General features: G+C 66.9%; 13 protein-coding genes. 6 read left to right on the top strand and 7 right to left on the bottom strand.

The features are described from left to right. Positions 1-42: 42 nt before the first annotated feature. Together J3476_RS15300 and J3476_RS15305 are read left to right on the top strand one after the other, a co-directional pair. A complete protein-coding gene (locus J3476_RS15300; protein ID WP_207067277.1) occupies positions 43-1,215 on the top strand; it encodes a nucleotide disphospho-sugar-binding domain-containing protein in 1,173 nt (390 codons plus the stop codon). A gap of 9 nt (positions 1,216-1,224) precedes the next feature. Then, on the top strand, positions 1,225-1,419 hold the full coding sequence (locus tag J3476_RS15305; RefSeq protein WP_207067278.1) for a DUF3046 domain-containing protein: 195 nt from the start codon (positions 1,225-1,227) through the stop codon (positions 1,417-1,419). Positions 1,420-1,447: 28 nt separating this feature from the next. On the opposite strand, the gene J3476_RS15310 is transcribed toward J3476_RS15305, so the two are convergent. Beyond that, positions 1,448-2,347, bottom strand: a complete 900-nt coding sequence (locus tag J3476_RS15310; protein WP_207067279.1) for an alpha/beta hydrolase — start codon at positions 2,345-2,347, stop codon at positions 1,448-1,450. A 181-nt stretch (positions 2,348-2,528) separates the two neighbouring features. Between J3476_RS15310 and recA the strand changes: the two genes are divergently transcribed. Both recA and recX read left to right on the top strand, forming a co-directional pair. Next, positions 2,529-4,673, top strand: coding sequence for an intein-containing recombinase RecA (gene recA / locus J3476_RS15315; protein WP_207067280.1), 2,145 nt, complete (start codon positions 2,529-2,531; stop codon positions 4,671-4,673). After that, entirely contained in the window at positions 4,642-5,229 is a 588-nt protein-coding gene (recX, locus tag J3476_RS15320) for a recombination regulator RecX (protein ID WP_207067281.1), read from the top strand. The genes recA and recX overlap by 32 nt, the downstream gene beginning before the upstream one ends. A gap of 33 nt (positions 5,230-5,262) precedes the next feature. Here recX and J3476_RS15325 read toward each other — a convergent pair whose 3' ends face one another. From J3476_RS15325 to J3476_RS15350, 6 genes are read right to left on the bottom strand one after another with little or no spacing between them, the layout of a single operon-like run. Beyond that, positions 5,263-5,526, bottom strand: a complete 264-nt coding sequence (locus J3476_RS15325; protein ID WP_207067282.1) for a DUF1622 domain-containing protein — start codon at positions 5,524-5,526, stop codon at positions 5,263-5,265. Then, on the bottom strand, positions 5,526-5,918 hold the full coding sequence (locus tag J3476_RS15330) for a DUF1622 domain-containing protein (protein ID WP_207067287.1): 393 nt from the start codon (positions 5,916-5,918) through the stop codon (positions 5,526-5,528). Before J3476_RS15330 ends, J3476_RS15325 begins: the two co-directional genes overlap by 1 nt. A 32-nt stretch (positions 5,919-5,950) precedes the next feature. Next, entirely contained in the window at positions 5,951-6,835 is an 885-nt protein-coding gene (locus J3476_RS15335) for an amino acid ABC transporter permease (RefSeq protein ID WP_207067283.1), read from the bottom strand. Further along, positions 6,835-7,515 (bottom strand): amino acid ABC transporter permease, encoded by a 681-nt coding sequence (locus J3476_RS15340; protein WP_152516803.1) that lies wholly within the window; start codon positions 7,513-7,515, stop codon positions 6,835-6,837. The genes J3476_RS15335 and J3476_RS15340 overlap by 1 nt, the downstream gene beginning before the upstream one ends. 31 nt (positions 7,516-7,546) lie before the next feature. After that, on the bottom strand, positions 7,547-8,368 hold the full coding sequence (locus J3476_RS15345) for a glutamate ABC transporter substrate-binding protein (RefSeq protein WP_207067284.1): 822 nt from the start codon (positions 8,366-8,368) through the stop codon (positions 7,547-7,549). Between the two features lie 35 nt (positions 8,369-8,403). Then, positions 8,404-9,132: an amino acid ABC transporter ATP-binding protein gene (locus J3476_RS15350; protein WP_163680188.1), complete on the bottom strand. Its 729-nt coding sequence runs from the start codon at positions 9,130-9,132 to the stop codon at positions 8,404-8,406. 169 nt (positions 9,133-9,301) lie between these two features. Here J3476_RS15350 and miaB point away from each other — a divergent pair, with 169 nt between their 5' ends. Together miaB and J3476_RS15360 are read left to right on the top strand one after the other, a co-directional pair. After that, complete coding sequence (gene miaB / locus J3476_RS15355) at positions 9,302-10,825, top strand: tRNA (N6-isopentenyl adenosine(37)-C2)-methylthiotransferase MiaB (protein WP_207067288.1); 1,524 nt, start codon at positions 9,302-9,304, stop codon at positions 10,823-10,825. Next, complete coding sequence (locus tag J3476_RS15360; RefSeq protein WP_207067285.1) at positions 10,822-11,427, top strand: hypothetical protein; 606 nt, start codon at positions 10,822-10,824, stop codon at positions 11,425-11,427. Before miaB ends, J3476_RS15360 begins: the two co-directional genes overlap by 4 nt. Positions 11,428-11,525 lie beyond the last annotated feature (98 nt).

Below are 11,525 nucleotides of genomic sequence, written 5' to 3' on the forward strand. Positions count from 1 at the left end.
ATCGCCCGAGCCTAATGCCGGACGGTGTGGCAGGGTAGCCGCATGCGCGTCGCCGTGGTCGCCGGACCGGACCCCGGACACGCCTTCCCGGCCCTCGCACTGTGTCTGAAGTTCCGGGCGGCCGGCGACGAACCCACTCTGCTCACCGGCACCCGGTGGCTCGACGTGGCCCGCGCCGAGGGTATCGAGGCCGTCGAATTGGACGGACTGGACCCGACCGCTGCCGACGACGACCGCGATGCCGGGGCGAAGATCCACCAACGGGCCGCTCGCATGGCCGTGCTCAACCGGCAGCGCATTGCGGACCTTTCACCTGCTGTGGTGGTGTCGGATTCGATCACCACATGCGGCGGCCTGGCCGCGGATCTGCTGGGTCTGCCGTGGATCGAGCTGAACACCCATCCGCTGTACCGCCCGTCGAAGGGGTTGCCCCCGGTGGGTAGCGGTCTGGCGCCGGGGGTGGGGCTGCGGGGCAGGCTCCGGGACTCGCTCCTGCGCGCGCTCAGCGCCCGGTCCTGGCGCGCCGGACAACGCCAGCGGGCGGCGGCGCGGGTTGGTATCGGTTTGCCGGAGGCCGAGCGCGGGCCGGTGCGCCGACTCATCGCCACGCTGCCGGCGCTGGAGGTGCCCCGACCGGATTGGCCGGCGGAGGCTGTCGTCGTGGGGCCACTGCATTACGAACCGACGAATGCGGTCCTGCGGGTGCCCGCCGGAGAAGGCCCGGTCGTGGTGGTCGCCCCGTCGACGGCCACCACCGGGGCACGCGGTCTGGCCGAACTGGCGTTGGAGGTGCTGGTGCCCGGCGAGGTTCTGCCGCCCGGTTCGCGTGTCGCCGTGTCCCAGCTCGACGATCCCGTGGGACCGGTGCCGCCGTGGGCCGTGGTCGGCCTCGGGCGCCAGGACGAACTCCTGGCCGGGGCGGATCTGCTGATCTGCGGCGGTGGCCACGGCACCGTGGCCAAGTCACTGCTGGCCGGGGTGCCCATGGTGGTGGTGCCCGGCGGCGGGGATCAATGGGAGATCGCCAATCGTGTTGTCCGCCAGGGCAGCGCGCAGCTCGTCCGGCCGTTGACGGTGGACGCGTTGACGGCGGCGGTCCGCGAGGTGCTGGCTGCGCCGAGCTACCGCGAGGCGGCCCGTCGGGCGGGCGCGACCGTCGCGCACGTCGCCGACCCGGTTCGGGTGTGCCACGACGCGTTGGGTGCTGCAGCGTAGATTGGCCCCGTGCGGTTGACGGAGTTCCACGAGCTGGTGACAGACCAGTTCGGTGCGATGCGGGCATCGTCGATGCTGGTGGACCACGTGCTGACCAGCATGGGCGGTCGCACCGCCGCAGAGGCGATCGAAGACGGTAGCGACCCGCGCGACGTGTGGCGGGCGCTGTGCGCGGACTTCGATGTCCCGCGGGATCAGTGGTGAGGTTCTGACAGCAACCTCGTGACTCGGCCTAGGCGGTCACATTGCTGAACACGCGGTGTAGAAAGGCGAGCTGATCGGCTTTGGCCTGAGGGTCGAGGTAGATGTCGAAATGGCCGTAGGGATAGTGCCGCAGTTCGCCGAACGGAGCGCGGTGGGCCGCCTTGATCGTCGATGCGGGTGGGGTCACGGTGTCCCGGTCGCACACACAGATCAGCACCGGCATGCGCAGCCCCGCGGTCTTGGTGCCCGGCCGGTAGAAGGGGAAGCGCAGCATGAGCCGCGCGGCGAACTCGTTACGCCACAACGAGTTCGGCCCCACGATCGCTTCGAACCCCGCCTTGGCGTCGGGTGAGGTCATCGCGGCCACGGCGCCGGGATCGCCGACGGCGGGCCGCAGCACGGCCGGGCGGCGGCGCCATGCGTGGATCTGATCGCGGATTCCCGCCACAGTCAGCGCCGCCGCGGTCCGCGGCGGCACCTCCCGGAGGGTGGGCAGCGCGTCGGTGAACGGTGCTTGGGAGATCACCGCCGCGATCCGGGGGTCGCCGGCAGCGACGGCGAGCACGTGACCACCGGAGAACGAGGACCCCCACACGACGATCCGGTCGGGGTCGACCCCCTCGAGGCGGCGGGCCCAGTCGACGACGGTGTGGTAGTCGGCGTGCTGCCGCCCGATGTCGAGCAGCTGGCGCGGTTGGCCGGTAGAGGCGCCGAAGTGGCGATAGTCGAACAACACGACGAAGTAACCCGCGGCCTGGAACGCCTCGGCGTAGGCGGGCAGCCCGTCGTCGCGGGTCGCGCTGAAGCCGTGTGCCATCACCACGCACGGACGGCCCGAACCGGGCGTGGCACCGGTCTCCGGCCGATAGAGATAGGCGGCGATCTGTTCACCTTCGGCCCAAATGCGGACATCTTCGCGGGTCGGCATGTTCTGACCGTAGTCCGTCGGCGTGTCCACTTGAATCGAACACCTGTTCGTCTACTCTGGGGGAACGTTCGACTCAGGAGGGTCGAGGACTTACCAGCAGGACTTGTCGGTGCCCTGATCTACCGTCGCGGCTAACCGACCGAGAACCGGTCACACAACGACTACCGGAGAGGTACCCACCATGGCGCAGCAGGCCCCCGATCGCGAGAAAGCCCTGGAACTGGCGCTCGCGCAGATCGACAAGAACTTCGGCAAGGGCTCGGTGATGCGGCTCGGCGAGGAGGTGCGGCAGCCGATCTCGGTCATCCCCACCGGTTCGATCGCACTCGATGTCGCGCTCGGCATCGGCGGGCTGCCCCGTGGTCGCGTCATCGAGATCTACGGTCCCGAGTCCTCGGGTAAGACCACCGTTGCGCTGCATGCGGTGGCCAACGCCCAGGCTGCCGGCGGAATCGCCGCGTTCATCGACGCCGAGCACGCCCTGGACCCCGAATATGCCAAGAAGCTCGGGGTGGACACCGATGCGCTGCTGGTCTCCCAGCCCGACACCGGTGAACAGGCGCTGGAGATCGCCGACATGCTGATCCGTTCCGGTGCGCTGGACATCCTGGTCATCGACTCGGTGGCCGCGCTGGTGCCCCGTGCCGAGATCGAAGGCGAGATGGGGGACAGCCACGTCGGTCTGCAGGCTCGCCTGATGAGCCAGGCGCTGCGGAAGATGACCGGCGCGCTGAACAACTCCGGCACCACGGCCATCTTCATCAACCAGCTTCGCGAGAAGATCGGAGTGATGTTCGGGTGCTTTTCCTACGGCACCCGGGTGCAATTGGCCGACGGCAGCACCGAGAAGATCGGCAAGATCGTCACCAACAAGATGGACGTCGAGGTCATGTCCTATGACCCCGTCAGTGACGAGATCGTGCCGCGCAAGGTGGTGAACTGGTTCAACAACGGACCAGCTGAACAGTTCCTGCAGTTCACCGTCGCCAAGTCCGGCGGTAACGGTAAGTCCCAGTTCGCGGCCACCCCGAACCACCTGATCCGGACTCCGGCCGGGTGGACGGAGGCGGGAGACATCATCGCCGGGGACAGGGTCATGGTCTCCGAACCTCATCTGCTCAGCGATCAGCAGTTCCAGGTGATCCTGGGCTCGCTGATGGGTGATGGAAACCTGTCACCCAATCTGCGTGATCGCAACGGGGTGCGCTTCCGGATGGGCCACGGCGCCAAGCAGGTCGACTACCTGCAGTGGAAGGTGGATCTGCTGGGCAACATCAAGCACTCGATCCGCGAGAACGACAAGGGGTCGCGCTTCGCCGACTTCACCCCGCTGGCCGAGCTGGGCGAATTGCGTCGCGCCGTCTATCTCGGGGACGGCAAGAAATTCCTGTCCGAGGACTATCTCAAGGCGTTGACGCCGCTGGCGCTGGCTGTCTGGTACATGGATGACGGCGGATTCACAGTGCGGTCCAAGGGGCTTCAGCAGCGCACCGAGGGTGGCAGCGGCCGGATCGAGATCTGTGTGGAAGCAATGAGCGAAGGCTCCCGCGAGCGCCTGTGTGACTATCTGCGAGATGTCCACGGTCTGGACGTCCGACTGCGTTACGCGGGAACACGGGGCAAGGCCGTTCTGGTGTTCTCCACGGCAGCCACGGCGAAGTTCCAGGAGATCGTCGCCCCGTACATGGCTCCGTCGATGGAACACAAGCTTCTTCCGCGGTTCCGTGGACTCGGCACTGTGGCACCGCAATTCGTGGAGCCGGGCCAGCGGCTGGTGCCTGCTCGAGTCCTCGATGTCCACGTCAAGCCGCACACCCGGTCGATGAATCGCTTCGACATCGAAGTCGAAGGTAATCACAACTACTTCGTCGATGGCGTCATGGTGCACAATTCCCCCGAAACCACCACGGGCGGTAAGGCTTTGAAGTTCTACGCGTCCGTTCGCATCGATGTGCGCCGGATCGAGACCCTCAAGGACGGCACCGATGCGGTCGGCAACCGAACCAGGGCGAAGATCGTCAAGAACAAGGTGTCCCCGCCGTTCAAGCAGGCGGAATTCGACATCCTCTACGGGCGGGGGATCAGCAAGGAGGGTTCGCTGATCGACATGGGCGTCGAGCACGGCTTCATCCGCAAGTCCGGATCCTGGTTCACCTACGAGGGTGAGCAACTGGGGCAGGGCAAGGAAAACGCTCGCAACTTCCTGCTGGAGAACGTCGACGTCGCCAACGAGATCGAGAAGAAGATCAAAGAGAAGCTCGGTATCGGTGCGGTGATGACCGATGAGACAGGCGATGACGTCCTTCCCGCCCCGGTCGACTTCTAGCCGGCTGCCCGCGGAACCCGCGGAACCCGCGGAACCCGCGGAACCCGCGAACCCAGCCAAGCGCGCCGAGCAGGCGCGGGCCGTGTGCCTGCGCCTGCTCACCGCCCGCGCTCGAACGCGTGCGGAATTGGCCGGTCAGCTCGCCAAACGCGGTTATCCCGACGATGTCAGCACCGAGGTCATCGAGCGACTGTCCGAGGTGGGGCTCGTTGACGACGAGGACTTCGCTGAACAGTGGGTCCGGTCGCGGCGGGCGAATTCGGGCAAGAGTAAACGGGCGCTGGCAGCTGAGCTCCGCGACAAGGGCGTGGACAATGACGTGATCACCACCGCGTTGGCCGACATCGACGCCGGGGCCGAGCGGAATCGCGCTGAGAAGTTGGTTCGTGACCGATTGCGTCGTGAGCGGCTGGGAGAGCCCGGCGACCGCGACGCGCAGAACAAGGCCACCCGCCGGCTCGTGGGCATGCTCGCCCGACGCGGTTACAGCCAGGGTCTCGCGCTCGATGTCGTCACCACCGAGTTGGCCAACGAATACGAACGGCGCCGCGTCTGACCTCTCGCGGATCTGACGTTCGCGGCGCGGGCATCACCGCGACGTCGGTGCGGACCGCCGAGTGAAGTCCGCGGTCAGGCTTCGGGTGAGCACGCGGCGGATCGCGATCACGACAGCGGCCCCGGCGATCGCCGACCACGAGTTGTCGACACTCAGCCGCAGGAGGCCGGCGGCGATGAACAGCTCGAGGGTCACCCGAAGTGCCGGCAACGGCTGCCGGAACACCGCGAGCGCGGCAGCACCCACCACGATGCCGGCGATGCCGAAGCACCAGGATGCGCCGACCAGGACATTCATCAGCCCGCGGCTCCCGGCGGCGGCCGCGACTTGGCCAACTCGATCTCGTGTTGCTCCTGGGCGATCTCCCGGTTGAGGAAATAGTTCAGAATCGTCCTGATCGCGGCGATGGCCGCCAGCTTTCCGATCTCCTCGAACGACGGCGAGATCGCGGTACGCAACACGTCGGCGGCCAACTGGAACTCCAGACCGAGAACCAGGAACCGGGCCAGCGTGAGCCGAACCGCCGAGAACTGGTTGATGTCGCGCCGGGCCAGCGCCACCACGAATTTCACCGTCGCCACCACGGCGCCGATCATGATGACGACGGCGCCGCCCGCCTCGATGAGCCGCACCATCGCATCGACCATGCCGCGCAACGCAGATTCGGGCAGAACCTCGAGGGCCAGCATGTGATGCATCTGCGTCGTCGCCGAGGAGCCGATCACGTGCCGCGGCTCTGGTCTCCGGCCGCTTCCATCGCCTCTTCGGCTTTCGGGTCCTCACGACCTCTGCGCGACTGGCGCAACCGGCGTTCCAGCCACGTCGCGAACCAGGACAGCGTGAAATTCAACGAGATCATCAGCAACGCGATGACGATGAGGGCGGGGATGTAGTTGCCGTAGGCCGAACCCACCGCGGTGCCCTGGCGCACCATTTCCACGAACGTGATCTGGTAACCGATCGCGGTGTCCTTCAACACCACCACCAGCTGCGAGATCAACACCGGCAGCATCGATGTGACGGCCTGGGGCAGCAGAATCGCCCGCATGGTCTGGCCCCAGGTCAGCCCCAGCGCTGAGGCCGCCTCGGTCTGCCCCCGGGCAAGGGACTTGACCCCGGCGCGCACGATCTCCGCGATGACGGCGCCGTTGTACAACGTCAGACCGGTGATGACGCCTGCGAGCGCCAACTGACCGGAGGGGAACACCGCGTACACCGCGTAGAGGAAATACGCGAAGATCATCATGATCAGCACCGGGACGGCGCGGAAGAACTCGACGATCACCCCGCACACCCCGCGGATGCCCGCGTGCGCGGACAGCCGGCCCACGCCGAGGACGAACCCCAGCACCAACGCCAGAACGATCGACACCGCTGCCGCGGTGAGCGTGCCCTTCACACCGGGAAGCACGTAGGTGGTCCACAGGTTCGAGGTCAGGAACGGTTCCCACTTGGCCGCGGTGAGCTGCCCGCGTTCCTGCAACTTGCCGAACACCAGCCAGGCGATCAGCAGCACGACCACCACTGTCACCGCGGAGATCAACCGGTTGCGTACCCGCGCGCGAGGGCCGGGTGCGTCGAAGAGAACCGAGGAGCCTGCGCTCACTACCTGATCACCGCCAATCGTTTGCCCAGCCAGCCGAAGAACAGGCCGGTGGGCAGCGTGAGGATCACGAACCCGAGCGCGAAGATCCCGCCGACCACCATGACCGCTGCGGTGTCCTCGATCATCTCCTTCATCAGCAACGCTGCCTCGAACACCCCGATGGCCGAGGCGATCGTGGTGTTCTTGGTCAGCGCGATCAGCACGGAGCCCAGCGGGATGATCACGGCGCGAAATGCCTGCGGCAGCAGCACGATGGACAGGTTCTGCGAGAACGTCAGGCCCAGCGACCTGGCGGCCTCGGCCTGACCGAGCGGCACCGTGTTGACCCCGGAACGCACGGTTTCACACACGAACGCCGCGGTGTAGACCGTCAACCCGAGCGCCGCCAGCCGGAAGTTGCTGTCTTCGATGAACGTCGGCGAATCTCGCCCGGCCAGGGTGATGCCCAGCGTCTGCGACAGACCCAGTGAGCAGAAGATGATGATCAGCGTCAACGGAGTGTTGCGCACGACGTTGACGTAGCTGGTGCCCAGCCAGTTCATCATCGGCACGGGTGAGAGCCGCATCGCGGCCAACAGCGTGCCGAGAACCAGCGCGCCGATGCCCGCGAACACCGTCAGCTGAATCGTCGTCCAGAACGCCTCGAAGATCTGGTCCCGATACTCGCTGAAAATCTCCACGGGCAGCCCTGTCTACCGTCGGCTATCGGGCTCAGTTGTCCAGCGGCGGCGGGTTCGGCGCGGAGATGCCGGCCGGGCCCAGGTTCTTGTCGAAGGCCTCTTTCCAGGCGCCGCTCTCCTCCATCTTGAGCAACGCGTCATTGATCTGCGTCCGCAGCTCGGTGTCGCCCTTCTTCAGACCGATGCCGTAACGCTCCTCGGAGAACTGCTCACCGACGATCTTGAAGGCGCCCGGATCCTGCGCGGCGTAGCCGGCCAGGATGACCTCGTCGGTGGTCACCGCGTCGACGGCGCCGTTCTTCAGCGCCTCGATGCATGCCGAGTAGGTGTCGTACTGCTGCAGCTGGACGCGGGGGAACTCGTCCTTGATCTTCTGCGCCGGGGTGGAGCCGGACACCGAACACAGGATCTTGTTGTTCTCCAGATCGGCCGGGCCGTTGATGTCGTTGCTGTCCGAGCGCACGAGCAGGCTCTGGCCGGTGATCAGGTACGGTCCGGCGAAATCCACCTTCTCCTTGCGGGAGTCGGTGATCGAGTAGGTGGCCGCGATGAAGTCGACCTGCCCGTTCTGGATCAGCGTTTCGCGCTGTGCCGACGGGGCCTCCTTCCACTGGATCTGCTCCGGGGTGTAGCCCAGCTCGCCGGCCACGTAGGTGGCCACGTCGACGTCGAACCCGCTCATCGTGCCGTCGGGATTGCGCATCCCGAGTCCGGGCTGGTCGAACTTGGTGCCGATGACGATCGAGTCGCTGTCACCGCCGCTGTCACCGCCGCACGCCACGGCGGCGAACGGAAGTGCGGCGGCCAGGGCGACAGCACCGATGACGCGCTTGGACAGCGATGTCGGGAACATGAGGATTTTTTCCTTTCGCGAGGCTGGTGGTCGGGTCAGTGATGCAGGATCTTGCCCAGGAAGTCCTTGGCTCGATCGGATTGCGGGTTTTCGAAGAATTGCACAGGCTCGGCGTCCTCGACGATGGCGCCGTCGGACATGAACACCACGCGATTGGCGGCCCGGCGGGCGAACCCCATCTCGTGGGTGACCACGACCATCGTCATGCCCTCGGTGGCCAGCGACGCCATGACCGCGAGCACCTCGTTGATCATCTCCGGATCCAGGGCACTGGTCGGTTCGTCGAACAGCATCACCTTCGGGTTCATCGCCAGTGAGCGGGCGATCGCGACCCGCTGCTGCTGTCCGCCGGACAATTGCGCCGGGTACTTGTTGGCCTGGTTGGCCACGCCCACCCGTTCGAGCAGGCTCATCGCCTTCTCGCGTGCCGCCGCCTTGGACATCTTGCGCACCTTCATCGGCGCCAGGGTGACGTTGTCCAGGATGGTCTTGTGAGCGAAGAGGTTGAAGGACTGGAACACCATTCCGACGTCGGAGCGAAGCTGAGCCAGCCGGCGCCCTTCCTCGGGCAGCACCTCGCCGTCGATTTCGATGGTGCCCGAATCGATGGTCTCCAGCCGGTTGATGGTGCGGCACAGCGTCGACTTGCCCGACCCTGACGGGCCCAGCACGACGACCACCTGTCCCTTGCCGACCTCGAGGTTGATGTTCTGGAGAACATGAAGGTCACCGAAGTGCTTGTTGACCTCTTTCATCGAGATCATCGGCACGTCAGGGGACTCCCTGGGGCTCTCCATGCGCAGAGACCTTACCCAGGTGACGCTCACCGTGCCGGGAACTCGCCGATCCATGCCCATCTACTGTCCGTCAACGCGGTCAAACCGCGCGGCGGGCGGGGCCGGTGGCCTCCGTAGGATGGGGTCCGTGACTTCCATGGTGACGCAGCAGGCGTTCGGGGTGGACCCGGCGCAGGACACGCGCACCTTCCAGGTCAGAACCTACGGGTGTCAGATGAACGTGCACGACTCCGAACGGCTCGCGGGGCTGCTCGAAGCGGCGGGTTACCGTCGCGCCGAGGACGGCACGGACGCCGACGTCGTGGTGTTCAACACCTGTGCGGTGCGGGAGAACGCCGACAACAAGCTGTACGGAAACCTCAGCCACCTGGCCCCGCGCAAACAATCCGATCCGCGCATGCAGATCGCGGTCGGGGGCTGTCTTGCCCAGAAGGACCGGGAGACGGTGCTGCGCAAAGCGCCGTGGGTCGACGTGGTGTTCGGCACCCACAACATCGGTTCGCTGCCGGCTCTGCTCGAACGCGCGCGCCACAACCGCGTCGCCCAGGTCGAAATCGCCGAAGCCTTGCAGGAATTCCCGTCTGCGCTTCCTGCCAGTCGCGAATCCGCTTATGCGGCTTGGGTTTCCATCTCGGTAGGGTGCAACAACACGTGCACGTTCTGCATCGTTCCGGCGCTGCGCGGCAAAGAGGTGGACCGCCGTCCCGGTGACGTGCTCGCCGAGGTCGAGACCCTGGTAGAGCAGGGCGTGGTGGAGATCACCCTGCTGGGCCAGAACGTCAATGCCTACGGTGTCTCGTTCGCCGACCCCGACACCGACCGGGACCGCGGGGCGTTCGCCAAGCTGCTGCGAGCCTGTGGGCGCATCGACGGGCTCGAGCGGGTGCGTTTCACCTCACCGCACCCGGCAGAGTTCACCGACGACGTCATCGGCGCGATGGCCGAAACACCCAACGTGTGCCCGACCCTGCACATGCCGCTGCAGTCCGGCTCCGACCGTGTTCTGCGGGCGATGCGACGGTCCTACCGGGCCGAGCGCTACCTGGGCATCATCGAGCGGGTACGTGCCGCCATCCCGCACGCCGCGATCACCACCGACCTCATCGTCGGCTTCCCGGGGGAGACCGAGGAGGATTTCCAGGCCACCCTCGACGTGGTCGCCGCGTCCCGGTTCGCCAGTGCGTTCACCTTCCAATACTCCAAGCGTCCCGGCACCCCCGCCGCGGACCTGCCCGGCCAGGTACCCAAAGCTGTTGTCTCCGAGCGTTACCAGCGACTGATCGAGCTGCAGGAGCGGATCTCGCTGGAGGAGAACACCGCAGTGATCGGGCGGTCGGTGGAACTGCTCGTCGCGACCGGCGAGGGACGCAAGGACGCCGCCACCGCTCGGATGTCGGGGCGCGCCCGCGACGGGCGATTGGTCCACTTCCACCCCGGCGAGTTCGGCGAGCAGATCCGGCCCGGGGACATCGTCGTGACCACCGTCACCGGTGCGGCCCCGCACCATCTGATCGCCGACGCTGCGCTGCTCGAGCACCGGCGCACCCGGGCGGGGGATGCGCACGCCGCCGGCCGCAAGCCGCGCACCGGTGTCGGCCTGGGCATGCCCGCGGTGGGTGCGCCGCCCGCGCCGCCCGCCTCGGTGGGGTGCCAGCGATGAACGACAAGTCGCCCGACGATCACCCCCGCGAGCTCGACGCCCTCGACGGCGAGTTCGACGACGTGGAACGGCGCATCGCCCGCGAAATCGACCCCGGGGCACGCGCCATGGTCGTCGCGATCCTGGTGTTCGCGCTGCTGGCGAGCTTCGTGCTGCCGCACACCGGATCGACTCGGGGATTCGATGTGCTTGTCGGTACCGACGCCGCGGCAGACAGCGCCATCGCGCTGCCCTCGCGCGTCTTCACCTGGATCGTGCTCGTCTTCGGCGTCGGCTTCTCGATCCTGGCGCTGGTGACCCGCAGGTGGGCGCTGGCCTGGATCGCACTCGCCGGTTCCACGGTGGCCTCGTTCTTGGGCCTGCTCGCGGTGTGGTCACGCCAGACCGCGGCAGAGGGCTACCCGGGGCCGGGAATCGGGCTGATCGTGGCATGGGTTGCGGTCATCCTGCTGACCTACCACTGGGCCCGGGTCGTCGCGACCCGATCAGCGCTGCTGCTGGCCAGCGAGGAGCACCGCCGCCGGCTTGCCGCCGAACGCCAGAAAGAGGGCCTGCTCGACCGGTTCGGCGACGCCGACGACGACAATCCCGAGCGCGGCTGACGCTCCGCCGTCCGGGCCCGCTCGGGCCGTGTGTTCTGGGCCCGCACGGGCCGTGTTTTCTGGGCCCGCACGGGCCGTGCCCGGCTGATATAGATCGA

The organism is Mycobacterium sp. PO1 (assembly GCF_017312405.1).
GTDB lineage: Bacteria > Actinomycetota > Actinomycetes > Mycobacteriales > Mycobacteriaceae > Mycobacterium.

Coding starts and splice junctions, on each gene's coding strand:
- J3476_RS15300 (WP_207067277.1), top strand. CDS start 43: ATGCGCGTCGCCGTGGTCGCCGGACCGGACCCCGGACACGCCTTCCCG.
- J3476_RS15310 (WP_207067279.1), bottom strand. CDS start 2,347: ATGCCGACCCGCGAAGATGTCCGCATTTGGGCCGAAGGTGAACAGATC.
- recA (WP_207067280.1), top strand. CDS start 2,529: ATGGCGCAGCAGGCCCCCGATCGCGAGAAAGCCCTGGAACTGGCGCTC.
- recX (WP_207067281.1), top strand. CDS start 4,642: ATGACGTCCTTCCCGCCCCGGTCGACTTCTAGCCGGCTGCCCGCGGAA.
- J3476_RS15325 (WP_207067282.1), bottom strand. CDS start 5,526: ATGAATGTCCTGGTCGGCGCATCCTGGTGCTTCGGCATCGCCGGCATC.
- J3476_RS15330 (WP_207067287.1), bottom strand. CDS start 5,918: ATGCTGGCCCTCGAGGTTCTGCCCGAATCTGCGTTGCGCGGCATGGTC.
- J3476_RS15345 (WP_207067284.1), bottom strand. CDS start 8,368: ATGTTCCCGACATCGCTGTCCAAGCGCGTCATCGGTGCTGTCGCCCTG.
- J3476_RS15350 (WP_163680188.1), bottom strand. CDS start 9,132: ATGATCTCGATGAAAGAGGTCAACAAGCACTTCGGTGACCTTCATGTT.
- miaB (WP_207067288.1), top strand. CDS start 9,302: ATGGTGACGCAGCAGGCGTTCGGGGTGGACCCGGCGCAGGACACGCGC.
- J3476_RS15360 (WP_207067285.1), top strand. CDS start 10,822: ATGAACGACAAGTCGCCCGACGATCACCCCCGCGAGCTCGACGCCCTC.